The 16,266-nt window shown below is 47.6% G+C and carries 12 protein-coding genes and 1 pseudogene; 6 read left to right on the top strand and 7 right to left on the bottom strand.

Features of this window, described 5'->3' with window-relative positions; genetic code table 11:
* Positions 1 to 8: 8 nt before the first annotated feature.
* On the bottom strand, positions 9 to 863 hold the full coding sequence (locus tag PRUTH_RS15035) for a D-hexose-6-phosphate mutarotase (RefSeq protein ID WP_053911049.1): 855 nt from the start codon (positions 861 to 863) through the stop codon (positions 9 to 11).
* A 112-nt stretch (positions 864 to 975) separates the two neighbouring features.
* Positions 976 to 2,934 (bottom strand): methyl-accepting chemotaxis protein, encoded by a 1,959-nt coding sequence (locus PRUTH_RS15040; RefSeq protein WP_151173634.1) that lies wholly within the window; start codon positions 2,932 to 2,934, stop codon positions 976 to 978.
* A gap of 158 nt (positions 2,935 to 3,092) precedes the next feature.
* Here PRUTH_RS15040 and PRUTH_RS15045 point away from each other — a divergent pair, with 158 nt between their 5' ends.
* The 3 genes from PRUTH_RS15045 to PRUTH_RS15055 all read left to right on the top strand — a co-directional run bounded on the left by PRUTH_RS15045 (position 3,093) and on the right by PRUTH_RS15055 (position 5,827).
* Positions 3,093 to 3,587 carry a MarR family winged helix-turn-helix transcriptional regulator gene (locus tag PRUTH_RS15045; RefSeq protein ID WP_022944948.1) on the top strand — a complete coding sequence of 165 codons (495 nt, stop codon included), beginning with the start codon at positions 3,093 to 3,095 and terminating at the stop codon, positions 3,585 to 3,587.
* A 197-nt stretch (positions 3,588 to 3,784) separates the two neighbouring features.
* Positions 3,785 to 5,107, top strand: coding sequence for a porin (locus PRUTH_RS15050; RefSeq protein ID WP_022944947.1), 1,323 nt, complete (start codon positions 3,785 to 3,787; stop codon positions 5,105 to 5,107).
* Between the two features lie 180 nt (positions 5,108 to 5,287).
* Positions 5,288 to 5,827, top strand: a complete 540-nt coding sequence (locus PRUTH_RS15055; protein ID WP_151173635.1) for a carboxymuconolactone decarboxylase family protein — start codon at positions 5,288 to 5,290, stop codon at positions 5,825 to 5,827.
* Between the two features lie 39 nt (positions 5,828 to 5,866).
* Here PRUTH_RS15055 and asnB read toward each other — a convergent pair whose 3' ends face one another.
* The 5 genes from asnB to PRUTH_RS15080 form a co-directional block, all read right to left on the bottom strand.
* Positions 5,867 to 7,906 carry an asparagine synthase (glutamine-hydrolyzing) gene (asnB, locus tag PRUTH_RS15060; RefSeq protein WP_151173636.1) on the bottom strand — a complete coding sequence of 680 codons (2,040 nt, stop codon included), beginning with the start codon at positions 7,904 to 7,906 and terminating at the stop codon, positions 5,867 to 5,869.
* 29 nt (positions 7,907 to 7,935) lie between these two features.
* Positions 7,936 to 8,922, bottom strand: coding sequence for an aspartate/ornithine carbamoyltransferase family protein (locus PRUTH_RS15065; RefSeq protein ID WP_151173637.1), 987 nt, complete (start codon positions 8,920 to 8,922; stop codon positions 7,936 to 7,938).
* A gap of 194 nt (positions 8,923 to 9,116) precedes the next feature.
* Entirely contained in the window at positions 9,117 to 10,541 is a 1,425-nt protein-coding gene (locus PRUTH_RS15070; protein WP_151173638.1) for a sodium:solute symporter family protein, read from the bottom strand.
* A gap of 8 nt (positions 10,542 to 10,549) precedes the next feature.
* Positions 10,550 to 11,035: a hypothetical protein gene (locus tag PRUTH_RS15075; protein ID WP_151173639.1), complete on the bottom strand. Its 486-nt coding sequence runs from the start codon at positions 11,033 to 11,035 to the stop codon at positions 10,550 to 10,552.
* A 179-nt stretch (positions 11,036 to 11,214) separates the two neighbouring features.
* Positions 11,215 to 12,471, bottom strand: coding sequence for a Zn-dependent hydrolase (locus tag PRUTH_RS15080; RefSeq protein ID WP_151173640.1), 1,257 nt, complete (start codon positions 12,469 to 12,471; stop codon positions 11,215 to 11,217).
* 219 nt (positions 12,472 to 12,690) lie between these two features.
* Here PRUTH_RS15080 and PRUTH_RS15085 point away from each other — a divergent pair, with 219 nt between their 5' ends.
* The 3 genes and pseudogenes from PRUTH_RS15085 to PRUTH_RS15095 all read left to right on the top strand — a co-directional run.
* On the top strand, positions 12,691 to 15,006 hold the full coding sequence (locus PRUTH_RS15085; protein WP_257220964.1) for a TonB-dependent receptor: 2,316 nt from the start codon (positions 12,691 to 12,693) through the stop codon (positions 15,004 to 15,006).
* Positions 15,007 to 15,093: 87 nt separating this feature from the next.
* Positions 15,094 to 15,687, top strand: a complete 594-nt coding sequence (locus PRUTH_RS15090; protein WP_022944939.1) for a biliverdin-producing heme oxygenase — start codon at positions 15,094 to 15,096, stop codon at positions 15,685 to 15,687.
* A gap of 38 nt (positions 15,688 to 15,725) precedes the next feature.
* A pseudogene (locus PRUTH_RS15095) lies at positions 15,726 to 16,091 on the top strand (YbaN family protein); the annotation flags it as partial.
* Positions 16,092 to 16,266 lie beyond the last annotated feature (175 nt).

The raw sequence follows: 16,266 nt of genomic DNA on the forward strand, positions 1-16,266 counted from the left end.
GACCGTTACTAGCCCCAGCGAATAATGGTTGCTAGTGTATGGCTTTGCTGCGCCGCAAGTTCAACTTTATCGTCAAGCACATTTGCGGCCTCTAAACACAGCATTTTGTGGTATTCGTCGTCCGCAAAGTTCGATAACCGCTGAGACTTATCTACCCAGGGGTTCCATAAAACACACGAACGCGAGTTTTCCCGGGCAACCTCAATGGTGCCGTCAGGGGTGCGAATACGCTGCAATGGCTGTGCATCACTGTAAACCATATCGGTTTCACGGCCAAAGTGAACCACTTCTTGTTGCTCAAAGGGCCCTTCACCAAACTCGATGTACTGTGCCCCCTGCAAGCCGTCTACGGATGTTTGCGTAATATCTGGGGTCGGTAAGTAGCTATGCAGTGCTTGTGTTAGTTGCACTGGGCTGTCACCTAAGTTGGTGTTAGTCAACCGTACCTCAAGCTGTTTATCGCTCAGTACATATTCAACCTCTAACTTGGTGTTGTGAGGCCAGTAGGTTTTATCCACCTGCGCCATCGGCAAAGACAAGCTGATGCGAATGGCGTCTTGTTCTTCTTTTACTTCTTCTGCACGCCATAACGATACTCGAGCCACACCATGAATGGGCCATTCGGGATTTTGATGCACTCCAAACCAAGGCCAACAGATGGGGATCCCGCCACGAATACTTTTGCCCTCTTGGTAATCCTCCTCGCTCGATACCCAAATAAGTGGTTTTTGGTTAGCTGGAGTGTATTCGGTCAGTTGTGCGCCTTGAAGAAAAATACGGGCTTGGCACAAGGGTGAATTAACCTGTAAGTATTCTAAACCCGACTCACATCGAGCGATAGTAACACTAGGTGAAAGCTGCATACTTCGTTCCTTCTTAAAAAAGCCAATGCAGCTTCACCATACCCAAATAATCATAATTAAGTAAATATATCGCGAAAATAATTCATCTCGCGGTCATGTTTTTACTTTGCATTTAGGTTTTAAAGCGCCCAACTAGAGCGGCCAATTGTTTCGCAAGCGCATCTAAACGCTGGCCACTGCTGTCTGTTTTAGTCGCCACCTCACTGACTTCATCAGCGGCGGTTTTAATCTCTACGACATTACGATTAATATCTTCCGCCACGTGCTGCTGTTCCTCTGCAGCCGTCGCTATCTGCGTATTGAGATCACTAATATCCATCACTGAGCGATTAATTTCCACAAACTGCTGTTGCGCCGCATTGGTTTGTTCAACAGTTTGGGTGCTGCGAGCCAAGCTTTGATTCATCTCCCCCGCAACCCTTTCGCTCATCGCTCTGAGCTTATCCAGTTGCGTGGCGATTTCTTCTGTCGATTGTGAGGTTCGTTGTGACAGCGCTCGCACCTCATCAGCAACTACCGAAAAGCCACGTCCATGCTCACCGGCACGGGCCGCCTCAATTGCGGCATTGAGTGCTAATAAGTTAGTTTGCTCAGCAATGGCACGAATAACATCCAAAATGGAGGTAATACTTTCGCTCTCTTGTGCGAGCTGGGTAATGTCACTCGCCGCCGAGGTAATCGCCTGCGACAACTCAGTGACACTGGCCACAGCTTCGGTAATGACTTCTTGCCCTTGCTCGGAGGCATCGCGTGTTTGCTGAGCTAAATCGGCAGCATTGGCACAACTTTGCGCCACTTCATTTGCGGTTGCCGCCATTTCGTTAATGGCCGTGGCAGCCATTGCAAGTGCCTGCTGCTGCTGATCAGTATAACCGTTTAAGCTACTCGAAAGTGACAATGAATGTGTTGCAGCCTCATTAACTTCTTTCGCGGTGTCATTTATTTGTGCCACCAACTTGGCAATAGAAGTTAAGAACACATTGAAGTTCGCTGCCAAAGCACCCGTCTCATCTTTCGAGCTTACTTGCAGCCGCTGGGTAAGATCGCCATCCCCTTCGGAGATATCCTCTAAGCCTTTGCTAACAGTAATAATTGGGCCGCTGATAAGCCCCGCTATGGTATTACCTAACAACGCAAATATCCCAGCAAGTACCAAGCAAACGATTATAATCGTCCACGTCATGGCGTTAGCCGCCGCCATCACCTCGCTTTGCGGTACTAAACCAATGAACTTCCAACCTAGCTGTGGCGAGGTATAGAGGTGGGCATAGTAGTCCTCACCGGCCAACGTCACCTCAAAGTCGCCATTACGGCTTTGCGCCAATTCGCTAAAAGCGCCGTTGCTGACTTGGGAGAATTGTTTAAAATTATGCTCTGGATCCTTAGGGTTAACTAATACCGTACCGCTATTTTCTACCAGCATGAGGTAACCCGACTCACCCAAAGTGATTTTTTTAACCATATCGGTGAGTGCCTTTAACGACACATCCATCCCCTGCACACCCACGACTTGCCCGCCTTCTTTCACCGCTTTTACGGTGGACACGATCACCGTATCATCAGCAGCCCAATAATAAGCATTGGTGCGCACCGTCTCGCCATTTGCATCTGCACCATGTTCATACCACGGACGTTGGGTCGGGTCGTAGCGAGGGCCAACTGCTGATTGTGGCCACTGAATATAGCCGCCCTCTTGGTTGCCCATATACACATAGGCAAGGCCTGGATGGGTTTCGCCAAAATGGCTAAACAACGTAAACGCCTGCCGCTCAATTTGAGAGCCAGCTAGCGCATCGAGTTCGCTGCTGGTGTCACTGTTTTTATACAGAGTGACATCCGTGGTTGCTGCCAACACTTTGGGATGTGAGGCGAGAAAGTCCACATCTTTCACAACCTCGGCAAAAAACGAACTGAGGCCTCTATCAATCTGGATGACTTCGCGATTAGTTAAGTCTTGAAAGTTACTCAGCGCTTGGTCACGCGCTTGATTAATAACAATAACAGCAATGATACCCAGAGGTAGAATAATTGCACTGACAAAGGCCAGTAATAACTTGCTTCTAATACTCATAGTTGTATTGCGCTAGGTAATAATGATTAACTTTAGTTTCAATAGCCTAAACTCGCCACGTTTTTATAAACCTTAAACGTAACGGTTTTTATCAAGGGGGTGTAGTCCGCTTGGTATTTAAAGGTATAATGGCTGCTTTAGTCAGTTGGAGGTTGGAAATGCAAAAGTATGACGAGTTATTAATTGCCCTGCGTAAGGTCATCCGCGCCATTGATCTGCACTCCAAACAACTGAACAAAACGTCCGGCCTCACTGGCCCACAGCTGCTAATTATGCATGAAGTGGCACAAACCGACGGCATCACGGCCAGCCGCATTGCCCAAAATGTGAATCTTAGCCCGGCAACAGTCACCAATATTTTAGATAGGCTAGAGAGTCGAGCGCTGGTAAGCCGCGTGCGCAGCCAACTTGATAAACGCCGAGTGAGCTTATATTTAACCGAGCAAGGCAAAGCGCTGCTTGATCAGGCACCACAACCACTTCAAGATCACTTTATCGAGAAGTTCAGCAGTCTCTCTGAATGGGAACAAACTCTGCTACTTTCGTCGATGCAGCGCATCGCCGCAATGATGGACGCAGATAACATAGATGCCTCTCCGCTACTGGAAGTGGGTGCAATTACCCGTCAGGTTGACCCTGGAAAATCAGAATAACTCTAATATTAGTAAACACTTACACATTTCCCCAAAACGGTTCCTCTTGCTACACTAAAGCACGGTTTGGTATAGAGGGGTCGTATCTAGGATGATCCCTTAACGCCACTGGCCAGTATTTAATCTGGTTAATCAACTTCGAAAAATTCAAATACTTAGTCTAGGCTAAGTGATTATGGCAACAACATAGGGCAATTATGACTACGTTCAAGAAGACCGCATTGGCTCTTGCCATTACCTGTGTTTCTGGCACCGCAATGGCGAACCCAGAAATGGAGGCAATGAAGGAGCAACTGGCACAGTTGCAAAAGCAAATGCAGCAGTTGCAGAAAAAGCTTGATGCCGCTGAGCAAAGTGCAGAGCAACAAGCACAGCAGCAAGAAGAGATTAATACCCGTATTGCTCAACAAGAACAGCAACTTGAGCAAACAGTGGCGATGGAAAAGAGCGCCGAGAAAGAAGATGGCATTCATGTAGGTGGTGCAGTACGTACCAACTTCAGCCATACCTCTTACGATGATGATAATAAAAATCGTGGCGGCGACTTTGACTTCGATATCTTCCGGTTAAATTTCTCTGGCGATATTGGTGATGTCGAGCTCAACGCTGAGATTCGCTTCTTCGACTACATGACGGCCGTGAAATATGCCTATGTTGGCTACGATTTCGCAGAAGACTGGCAAGTGCAGGCCGGTATTACCAAAGTGCCTTTTGGTAATTGGCCGTACAACTCACACAACTGGTTCTTCGGCACCACTTACTACATTGGTTTAGAAGATGACCATGACATGGGTGTGCTATTTAAGCGTAAAGTAGCCGATAACTGGCAGCTCGATCTTGGCTTTTTCAAAAATGATGAGCTAGGTGGCGTTGATGGTTACGTCGATAATCGCAGTGATCGTTACTCTTATGATGTTGTTGGCTTTAGAAATGTGGGTGATGGTATCTACGCAGAGCCAACCAACCCGATTGGTGAATACAATACCTTTTCAGGTCGTTACGCTTACCACTTAGAGCATGAAGGTGGCAAAACTGAGATTGGTGTTTCTGGCTTAGCCGGTGGCCTGCATGATGGTAATGACCGTGCCGGAGATTACCAAGCGTGGGCTGTACACGTAAATAGCAACATCGGCCCTTGGAACTTCCAGTTGCAACATGGTGACTACAACTACGATATCGACAACGTCGATCGCATGGCGGTAGGTGCTTACTCCTTCTATGACAGTATTGCCGCAGAAGCCACAATGACCAACGCCAACATTGCCTACAGCCTCCCTGTTGAGTGGGGTCCGGTAACCAATCTGCAGTTTTACAATGACTACGGCATCATCTACGACAAGTCTGACAACAGCGAAGACACGTGGATGAACGTAACCGGCGTTTCTGTTGCCGCAGGCGGGTTATTCACCTACTTTGACTTAGTACATGCTAAGAATCAGCCATTTGTAGGGGGTTCTATTGCTGGTGACAGCGATGAAACAGAACGCCGCTTCAATATCAATATTGGTTATTACTTTTAAGTAGTGAGTTATTTGAAAAAGGGCCTAGTGGCCCTTTTTTATTGCCCTGTGCGACCCGATTTACCGTTATTTTATTTCACCGCACCTTAGATGGGTGTGAAGTCAGATATAACTAAAGCTTATTTGAATAAACGTTCAAATAAGCCTAGTCTACTTCCTACACACCAAAAGGAGATAGCGATGAAAGAATTTACTTTACATACCCCAGAGACCGCGCCACAAAGTAGCAAACCCTTACTAGAGAAGTCACAACAAGCTTTTGGTAGTATTCCTAATTTGCACGCAGTCATGGCCGAATCGCCACAGCTTTTACACGGATACCAAGTATTGCATGAAGCCTTTTTAAACAGCTCATTCAATAATGCCGAAAAAACAGTGGTATGGCAGAGTATTAACGTTGAACACGAATGCCATTACTGTGTCCCTGCGCACTCAGCGATTGCCAAATCAATGAAGGTAGATGACGACCTTAATCAGGCTTTGCGTGACCAGGCGCCATTAGGTGACGACAAGCTAGAAGTACTGCGTGATACCACGCTCGAAATTGTGCGTCAGCGTGGTCACTTGAGCGATGAACAAAGTAAGACCTTTTTCGCTGCCGGCTATAGTCAGCAGAATTTATTGGATATTATTCTTGCTCTCAGCCAAAAAGTGATGAGTAACTACGTAAATCACCTCGCCGACACACCACTGGACGATGCCTTTAAACCTTTTGCCTAACACCATAAAAAGGGCTGCGCTTGCAGCCCTATTCGGTTTCTATATTTGTGCACCTTGGTGCGCGTCGTCAGCACGCCAACCATAATGTTGCGCCAATTGTGCAGCCTGTTGAGGCACATCGGTTGCTACAAACTGCTGATGCAATACCTGAACGCCAATCATGTGATTAATCACCGCATCCAACTGCACCTTCAATGCATCATCAGTGTCAGGGGCATCGTGAAGGGCAAATAAATCCGCCACAGCTTGCGGGTCTAACAGGCCTGATTGTGCTAATGCCTCGTCGCTTAGGTACTTGTCAGCTAACTGCTTCATCGCTTGCCACTTTTTCTCATCGGTGTGAGCGGGCGGCGCCATAAAAGCAAACTTTTCCCGTTTGTATAAGGTCTCCGGCAGTAACCCTTTCATTGCCTCACGTAACACGTATTTTTCTTTGTTGTCTTTAATACGCAGATGAGGAGGGATGTTAAAAGCAAACTCAGCAAGGTGATGATCTAAGAACGCTGGCCGCGCTTCCATCGAGTTAGCCATATCGACTCTGTCACCACCCCAAGTGAGAATCTGCCCTTCGAGCATGGTTTTAATCCATACATACTGCGCCTTATCGAGAGGGTGACGCCCTGCTAACATATCGTTGTCAAAGGTGTCCGCAATGGCTTTGCCAGCATCATAATCAGCTAAGGCTATTTTATATTGCTCAGCCACCAACCCATCGGCAAACTCACCACAAGCCAGCCAAGGTTGTAAACAACTGGGGGTAAAACCAACTAGGCTTTCCAAGGCCTCATTACGACACTCATTGCGCGAGAGCATCGCGCCCTTAAAGAGCTTATTGGTTTTTTGTAACATGCTCTGCCACTTTGCGCGCTCATCGGCATCCACTTCATCCATACCATAAAGGAACAAGTCGTTACGGAACGAAGGGTAGCCAGCAAAGAGCTCATCGGACCCTTCTCCAGTCATCACCACTTTATAGTTTACGTCGTTCACCTGCTGGCTCATGAGGTATTTTGCCACACCTAAGGTGTTGTAAATGGTGCGCTCGGTATGCCATAAGGTGCGCTCAAAATGACTGTAAAGCTCATCACCGCTTAGTGACATGATATGATGATCGGCCTGCGTGGCTTCGGCCATTTCTTTTGCTATGGGGGTTTCATCATAATCGTCGCTATCAAAGCCGATGGTGAATGCCTTGATAGGTTGCTGACTCGCCGCCGAAGAGAGCCCGAGAATCGCGCAAGAATCAATGCCACCCGACAGGTAACAGCCAACTGGCACATCTGCTGTTAAACGCAGCTGCACCGCTTCTAGTAACTTTTCGCGGACTCCTTGTATATACAACTGTTCATCGGCGTCATTTTGGTGCTCCTCAGCGCGGGGAAAGTTAACGTCCCAATAGCGGTTATCCGTTATTTGCCACTGCCCATTTTGCCGTTTAAAACTGACAACATGGCCCGGCTTGACTTGGTGTACGTCAGCGAATGCCGTGCTCCCCGGCACCATCACTTGAATAAGCTGATGATAGAGCCCAGCACTGGAAAACTGTCGCTTAACCTTGGGGTGCGCAAACAGCACTTTTAGCTCTGAGCCAAACACCACTTCGTCTTGTGTTTGCGTGTAATACAGGGGCTTTATCCCGAAGCGGTCACGCACCAAATGCAGTGTGTCTTCTTTGTTGTCATACAGTGCAAAAGCAAACTCCCCACGCAGTTGCTCCAGCATCGCTTGCATCCCTTGGCGCTGATAAAGATGGAGCACAATTTCTGAGTCACTTTTCGATTGGAAACGAGCGCCTTGAGCCACTAAGTCGGCACGAATTCGGGCATAATCATAGAACTCGCCGTTGTGTGTAAGCATCAGTTGCTCATCACTGTTCATAAAAGGCTGTCGTGCTCGTTGCTCATTCAGGTCAATAATAGAAAGGCGGGCATGACTAAAGCCGATGCCTTTACCCTCAATACGACGGTAGCCGAAACCATCGGGGCCGCGATGGTGTTGGATAGCCGCCATATTGACAAGCAGCTGTGGATCAATGGATTGAGTTGGATCGAGATTAAATACTCCCGCTATACCGCACATGTAAAATCCTTACTAAATTAAACCGCTAGCTAAATGACATCCATCACTGTATCGGCTCGCTGCACCATACAAGTGAGAAGTGCCATGCGTAAAAATACTGCGCCTCGCGCTTGGGAGAAATACCAATTATGAGGCGTATCATCTAAACAGGTGGAGAGCTCTTCACCTCGAGCTAAAGGGTGCAAGATGATGGCGTCTTTTTTCAGCTGAGATTTGCAATTGAGGCCATATTTTTTGCCATAGGTTTCAAAACTATCGCCTACCCAAGCAATGGCATTGATGTACACCACATCTAGCTGCGGCAGAACCTCATCCATCTCCTTGCTGGTACGAATATGGATGCCGGCATCGATGAGTTGCTGTTTTTGGCCAGAGTCGAATATGGTGTCTTCATCTTGGTCGTTGAGTAATACTATTTCATCGACAATCTCGGGGAAATGCACAAACATTTTAAGCAGACTACGCACCGTGCGCATTTGATTCGGAACGCCAACAATGCCGATTTTTAGCTGGCGAAAATCCTCATGCTCTGGATTAAGTAGCGCTGGGCACCATTTGAAAATAGTGTATAGGTCGGACATTGCTTGTGTTGGGTGTTCATCAATACCGTTACCCGCATTAATAATAGGAATACGCAGCGGCCCAACCATCTCCGCTATAGACTCATTGGCATTGTCTCGCAGTACCACACAGTCGCCGTAGTTATTAAACATCTCTGCGACATCGGCAAGAGACTCTCCTTTGGCAATCCCTGTAGAGGAGCGATCGGTAATTGACATGATATCGCCACCTAGGCGATGCCAGGCACTTTCGAATGATAGCCGCGTACGCGTACTTGGTTCATAAAAAGCACTGATGAGAATCTTCCCTTGCAGCGGCGAGCGATAGCGTGCAGGGTTACTTTCATACTTCGCAGCCAGACGAAATAGCTGCACCAAAATATCGCGGTTCAACTGATCAGCACTGATGATATGCTGATTTTCGACTTGATGGAGTAAGTCTCCATCCTCTTCAATTGCTCGTAATAACGCCTTCGGATGAGCATCACCGTAAACATCAGGGCGAGCTCTATCAAAAGCGGCTTTTCAATGGCGAGGGCACTTACCATAATTTTCCCTTAATATGATCGCGAACAAATAAGGTCACGAGTAAAATAGGACACAACAACGCCAGCACCAGAGCGGCGTATATCAACAGAGAAAACAAACTGCTAGAGATCATGATTGTCCTCCGTTGGTGTCTTTAGTTGCTGCCAATTAAAGGGCGTGTTATTCAGCTTGCATGCAATGATGCAAACCACCAAGGACACGGCACAGGAAATTAATGCCGCGACGTAAAAACCAATTGCAAAGTAACCAATCAACCCACTTATTGTGCCCAAGAGCATGGCCAAACCAGCACTTTTACCAATTAAGCGGCGGTAATATAAGCCAAGTACGATGGGCCAAATGGTGCTTGCAACGAACGCACCGGCAAAATTAAGTAAGGCACCCAGAGTCGCTAGTTTGGGCAGGCACAATACCCATGTAGCGACCCCCAGAATGACAATAACTCGCTTGCCGATACGCATTAACGTTTCAGAGTCAGCATCAGGATTAATATGCTTGTTATAAATATCCTGAGTAATAAGGTCAGAGGTGGCTGCTAAAAGTGAATCAAGACTCGAGGCAAGCGCGGAGAAAACAATGATAAACAGTAAAATAGCGCCCCCATAACCAAGCACATTTGCCGCCACCATGGGGCCGACCATATCCGCACTGGGAGGGAAAATACCTAAGGTTGGCGCGGCAAGGGCAATAAACCCTGTCACTATGGGTATCGGTAACCATAATAATCCGGCGGTGAAGTACGCTTTTTTAGCGGTATCAACACGAAAGGCGAAAGCCCGTGACCACCATACGTTAGAGTGAAAGATCTCTCCTAAGCCAAAAAAGATGTTGTTAAACAAAAACAGTAATGCCGCAGGAAACAATAAATCCAACAGCATGGGATGCTCTGCGGCGAGGTTCTGATGCACCGTTTCCAAGCTGTAGTTATCGATCACCACACCAGCCACAATGATCACGCCAATCACGATAATCAGCGCTTGAATAAAATCGGTAGCGATCACCGCGCGCATCCCACCGAATAAGGTGTATAGCACGCACATGGTGAGGATTACAGTCATCCCCAAGTGATAATCTAGGCCACTGAGTGATTCCAGCAAAATCCCCCCTGCCATGCCTAAACTGACTAGCCAGCTAAAGGCGTAAACCAAGGAAATAATGAGAAATATGCGCCAACTAAAGCGACCAAAGCGTAAGCGAATAAAGTCGCCACTGGTAAACCCTGTGGGCAACAGCCGCTTAATGCGTTGACTAAGCGGAGCAAATAACAGCAGCCCTAACGCGGCAAAGGAGTAACCTACCATCCCCCAAATACCAAATTGGTACGTCAATTGTGGTGCCACCAAGGTGGTATTACTGGTGACCCAGGTTGCCATCGCGGTGGCGGTTGCAAAGGCAAAGCCAACATTACGTCCTGCCAAAGCAAAGTCTTCATGGGATTTAATATGACGTCCAAGCCACCAGCCGAAAACAACCCAAACGATAGCAAAAATAGCGGTGATAATGAGCGCAGTTTGCGTATCTAACATGCTACTTCCTAAGAATCCGGCGCTCGGTTATCGGCTACATAGCCCCGCATTAGCACCACGAACAAAGCGATGAAAAGCACCAAGCCAAGCGTAAATAGCGGCCAAACCAAAGCCATACTGTGGTGCTGCACAACAACAGTGGCGCTGTCACTGAGTGCTTGACCCTCTGCAACTAAATTAACGGTGTAATGACCCTCTGCCAAACCACTAATAGTGACAGCTTGCTGGCCGTTGACTGCAGCTTCTATGGGAAACAGGTGGGAATCAGATTCAATATGCAAGTGCGCATTGGCTAATATAGAGGTGAGTTCTTGCTCACTAAGGGCCAAGGACGGTGCAGCACGCAACTTTACATCAAAATAGCCGGCGCTGACGTTCTGCTCTGCGGGTTCAATAACAATAGGACGCTGACTCTGCGCACCAGCCACACCCCATCCCATTGCAAGCGCAAAGATGGTGAAGCTTACCAATACACACTGACTTAGTAATTTCATACTGCCGCAGGCGTCCCTAATGCGTAAAAATTAACCCTAACACTCAAATTTTTTGAATTCAAACTAAGCATTTAATTAAAAAAGTTTAGTGAAATAAGCCTAGTACACCTTTATGCAATTGCTGTTAACCCACTTTTTTATTTGAGTTATTAGCAATCTTTGTGACTTTTTTATCGCCTTTACGCGTCGCTTTGACTAACCCAGAAACTGGTTGCTTGGGTGGCAACGCAGGCCAGCAACAAGTTGGCTCCGGCCTCTACGTCATGCCAATGCGACCACTCATCAGGGGCATGGCTTATGCCATTGACCGAAGGGATAAATATCAGCCCAGTTTCTGTGAGACTGGTAAAAAACTGACAATCATGGCCTGCACCACTGGGCATACGTTGATAGTTCAGCCCCAGCTGCTGCGCTTGCTCGGCAATAAAGTCTGTTAACACAGGGCTGCAATGCTGCGGTGCTAACCAACTTACCTGCTCGTATTCAAACATTAATTGATGGCGTCGAGCGATAGCAGAAAGGGCTTTACGGCAGGCTTGGCTCAACGCCTCCATGATATGTTGGTCCATATCACGAACCACTAAGGTGAAATCCACCTCACCGGCAATAGTGTGGGCAAACCCGGGCTTTAACTCAGCTTTGCCTACGGTAATACGGCTGTACTCAGTGCCATCTTCATCAATAATACGGTTTATTTCATGGGCAAAATCTGCCAGCCCCATAAACGCATCAGAACGCATTTCCATCGGCGCGGTGCCCGCATGGTCGGCCTTACCCACCAGCTTCACAATCCACTTAAATACACCAGAAATGCCATCAACAACGCCAATTTGTATACCGGTTTGGTCAAGTACAGGGCCTTGTTCGATATGCAGTTCAATAAAGCATTTTAAATCCTCTGGGCTAAACGCTGCGCTCAGCGCTTGCATAGGATCAAGGCCGCAACTTTTCATAGCGTCACTAAGTAGGTAGCCGTCTGCATCATGCATAGTGAGAATATCGTGCGGGGTTAATTTGCCCGTCAGTGCTTGCGCACCAAACATCCCGCCAAAGCGCCCTTCTTCTTCTGCAGTGGCGACTACCCGCACAGGGTGCTTCAAGGCAACGTCATGGTGTTTCAATACCCGCAAACATTCGAGCCCAGCAATCACCCCCAAAGTACCATCAAACATGCCCCCCGCAGGCACGGAGTCAAGGTGTGAGCCGACTACAACCGCACTGGTATTTTCCGGTCCATACTCAATGTGTACATTGCCTGCACCATCCATGTGGGTGCGAAAGCCTTCGCTTTGGGCCAAATCCATAAGCCAATTGCGCGCCTCAAAATCGGCAGCGCTAAAGCCAGGACGATAAATTCCCTTATCTTCCTCGTTATACCCGATCCGCGACAAAGTAAATAAAGTCTCTTTTAAGCGTTCGATATTAACGTTGTACATACTCCCTCCAAAAGCAGAACAGCTGTCCCCACAGTGTAGAAGAAAGCGCCTGTTTGTCAGGTGAACACGTCATATTGCCTGTTATTTCCGACACATGGGCTTATTAGTAAGGAAAGACACAACAGCAAACTGGTCTGAGTTGTACTCAAAACACAAACATTATGTGGAAAAGTTAATACGAACCATTATCATACGCACCTTCTTAAATAGGAGCACATTGTGAAAAGCAGTACAATTTACTCATTATTACTATGCAGTTTTTCTGTTTCCGCCAACCCCTCTTCTCTTCAAGAGCCCATTCAAGAAATAGAAGTGATCACCGTTGAGGGTCAGCAGCTGTATTTAAAGAAGCGTGAAATCGAGCATGCCAAAGGGTTTAGCAACGCCGATATTTTCTCCACCTTTGCCAGCATTGATGCCAACAATTTGCGTAATGAAGCGGGGGCACTCGATATTGGTATTCGCGGCGTGCAAGGCGAAGGGCGAGTACCGATTTTTATTGATGGAAGTTTACAATCGACCCACACTAACCGTGGGTATATGGGTACTTCTGAGCGCACCTACATTGATTCAGATCTCCTCAGTACAGTGCACATCAGCAAAGGAACCAATGTCAGTGCAGCGCCTTTCTCAGCCGGTGCGATTGGTGGTTCCGTGACTATGACCACGCTAACACCCGCTGATATTGTTAGTGGAGGTAAGCAGTATGGTGGGCTAATTAAGCTTAAAACCTACAACAACAATAAAATGCCCAACGTCAGCGATGATGCAAGGCAACAAAGTTATTATCAGATTAGCAATGACAGCGATGTCACCGATTTTAATCACGGCTCTGTGCTTGTAGCCTCTGCGTTCGCCGGTCCACAACTCAGCGCCGTACTTGCGTACAGCGATAAGAAAACAGGGAATTACTTTGCCGGCTCTCATGGCTACCACGAATTTGTCGAACACAACGATTGGGGCGACGTTTTACCGCCAGTAAACCGTGGCGGTGAAGTGGTTAATACTAGCTTTGAGAGTCAATCGGCTCTGGCCAAACTGAGCTACCAGCCCAGCGATGAGCACCTATTTGAACTCAATACCCGCCACCATCAGCAAAAAGCCGGGGAGATGCTCGCGTCTTATTGGTATAAACAGCGGGCTGACGATATTTGGCAACTTCCAGATGGCTCTTGGGAAGTCATGCCCGAAGGCGTCGAAACCATGCCACAGTGGCAGCCCGGCACGGCACAGGTTAATACAGTGAGTGCTAGCTACCGTTTTCTACCGACAAATAATGCGCTTTTCGATGTTCGCGTGAACGCTTGGAGCACACATGCCAAGTTAGAACAATACAATGCGCTAGGCAGTAACTTTGGCCCCAATGCCCTGCAATACTTCCACAAATACACGAATAAACGTCATGGTATTGGCGCATACAATACCGCCTCTTTGATGCTCGCCAACACGTTACCGACTACGCTCACTTATGGCTTGTCTTGGCAATCTGAACGTTTGCAGCCAGAAAAGGACGCTGCTAATTACTTTTATGGCGACCAGCCCACTTCTCGCAATGGTAAACAAGTTAAGCGCAGTGCATTTATAGATGCTGAATTTGATCTTGCGCCGTTCGAGTTAGCCCTTAACTTTAGCCATCACGATTCCGAAACTGAAGATTACCAAGATCATTACAGACTCGAGTTCAACGGCAAAACTGACGCAATCGCGCAGCTAACCTATCGCTTTTCCAATAACGCCTATGTATTGGCTAAATATAGCAGCGCCTATCGCATGCCGAATGTCTATGAAACAACCGTCTCCAACGAGGTGTTTTCATATTCACCGTACTACCCACTCTCACCGGAGCAAACGAAATCATTTGAACTAACTCTGGGTCAGCAACTCTCCGACTTACTAACGCCAAAGGACACCCTTGCCTGGTCAGCCACCTATTTCCACACCCGTATTGATGACATGCTAGGAACCGCGCAGTTAGCCAATCCAGACCCTCAGGCGCAGGGATGGCAAAAATCAGCATTCACCTTTACCAATTACGATAGCTTTACCCTTCCAGGTATTGAATTAACAGTTAATTATCGCGGTGCCCAATTCTATGGCTCTATCGCTTATACCCAATATACGGGGGCACAGATCTGCGCCACTGATGCGGCTGCGTTTAACGACGCTCAGCGCTGCAGTGCGCAAGGTTTCTCTGGCAGCCTAACGCCACTGCGTATTCCACCGAAACGAAAGTTGGTTGCCACTCTAGGTAAAACCTTCTTTGCTGATACGCTTGATGCTGGCGTGATTTACAAGGGGCATTCGCAAAAATATCATCCGGGCGGATTTTTAGTAGGCACCGGAGTTGATGCATTACAAAGGATTCCTGCCAGTTACCAGCTAGATATGTACCTTGATTACAAGATAAATGACGCACTATCAAGCTCCCTTGCTATCACTAACGTAACCGATCGATACGTGGTTTCCTCGGGATCAATTGTTGCCATGCCAGAGCCGGGACGAACTGTCACGGTCGCTTTGGAAGTGAAACTTTGATGGTCACTCACCAGTGCCGCCATGCGCTGGTGACTTACATTCACACCTTATACCTATAAACCGTTTAAAGACTACCCGGAGTAATACATGACCCATAGCGATACCCTACTCTCTCGCAGTGAACGCCTTAAGCAAAGCACTCACGACTTGCATGAGAAAATTGATACCACCATTATGGCCAAGCACCCCTTCGAAAGTACCGAAAACTATTTACGCTTCCTGTCTTTGCAGTTTTATTTTCTGCGCGATGTGGAGGTTCTTTACACTCATCCCGCATTGCTTGAATGCATTGATGATCTGCCCATGCGCTCACGCATCAGGTTATTGGAGCAAGATTTTTTCGACCTCGGCTATCCTTTACCCAGTGGTCGTTTAGAGCCAGTGTTAAGTGATACCACAGAATTAGCTCACGCTTTAGGTTGGCTGTACGTGGTAGAGGGCTCTAAAGTGGGCGCGGCAATGCTGGGTCAGCAAGTACAAAAGAAGTTATCTTTAAATGGTGAATACGGCGCACGCTTTCTTGCTGGACCGGGCGCAGGACGTGGCAGTGCCTGGCGACATCTAGTACACTTAATTGACAACATTGAGCTCGATGCGTACCAAGAAGAAGCCATTGTGTTTGGCGCGCGTCAAGCATTTACGCGCTTTCAGCTTTATCAAGCACAAGTGTATTCAGGGTAACGGAAGTACAAGTGAGCAAAACCACTGCTGCGGGTCTGATGACCCGCTATAAAAACTACTGCTTACAAGGCCTAGGGCTTGGTTTTGTTGGCCTCGGTGTCATTGGTATTGCGCTGCCAGTGATGCCCACCACCATTTTCTTTATTCTCGCCTTGGCATGTTTCACTCATTCCTCACAACGCCTGGAAGAATGGCTACTCAATCACGCGCGCTTCGGGCCAATTTTACACAACTGGCAGAGCCATAAAGTAGTGCCACATAAAGCCAAGTGGCTCGCCGCGATAGGAATGAGCATAGGCCTATATTTTATGATGCATTCCTCTGCCCCGACGTGGGCTGTTGCGATAGTTGCGGCAATTGAAGCCTTGGTATTGGCCTATTTAGCTTATTGCCCAAGCTATCCTCAACAACCTGCGCACCGCGCTCGCGCCATCATTGCCGTTGTAAGCGCAATGCTATTTCTAGGTGGGTGTTGCCTTATGGCCTGGCTAATGAATAAATTTTAGTCACCCTCTTCACATGTTCTCGCTTAAACTTTAAGCTAGCTAAGGAAGGTGTTTCGCACCGCCATTTTTTATT

Source organism: Pseudoalteromonas ruthenica (assembly GCF_008808095.1).
GTDB classification, from domain to species: domain Bacteria; phylum Pseudomonadota; class Gammaproteobacteria; order Enterobacterales; family Alteromonadaceae; genus Pseudoalteromonas; species Pseudoalteromonas ruthenica.

Coding starts and splice junctions, on each gene's coding strand:
- PRUTH_RS15055 (WP_151173635.1), top strand. CDS start 5,288: ATGAAAGAATTTACTTTACATACCCCAGAGACCGCGCCACAAAGTAGC.
- PRUTH_RS15090 (WP_022944939.1), top strand. CDS start 15,094: ATGACCCATAGCGATACCCTACTCTCTCGCAGTGAACGCCTTAAGCAA.
- PRUTH_RS15080 (WP_151173640.1), bottom strand. CDS start 12,471: ATGTACAACGTTAATATCGAACGCTTAAAAGAGACTTTATTTACTTTG.
- PRUTH_RS15045 (WP_022944948.1), top strand. CDS start 3,093: ATGCAAAAGTATGACGAGTTATTAATTGCCCTGCGTAAGGTCATCCGC.
- PRUTH_RS15075 (WP_151173639.1), bottom strand. CDS start 11,035: ATGAAATTACTAAGTCAGTGTGTATTGGTAAGCTTCACCATCTTTGCG.
- PRUTH_RS15035 (WP_053911049.1), bottom strand. CDS start 863: ATGCAGCTTTCACCTAGTGTTACTATCGCTCGATGTGAGTCGGGTTTA.
- asnB (WP_151173636.1), bottom strand. CDS start 7,906: ATGTGCGGTATAGCGGGAGTATTTAATCTCGATCCAACTCAATCCATT.
- PRUTH_RS15070 (WP_151173638.1), bottom strand. CDS start 10,541: ATGTTAGATACGCAAACTGCGCTCATTATCACCGCTATTTTTGCTATC.
- PRUTH_RS15050 (WP_022944947.1), top strand. CDS start 3,785: ATGACTACGTTCAAGAAGACCGCATTGGCTCTTGCCATTACCTGTGTT.
- PRUTH_RS15040 (WP_151173634.1), bottom strand. CDS start 2,934: ATGAGTATTAGAAGCAAGTTATTACTGGCCTTTGTCAGTGCAATTATT.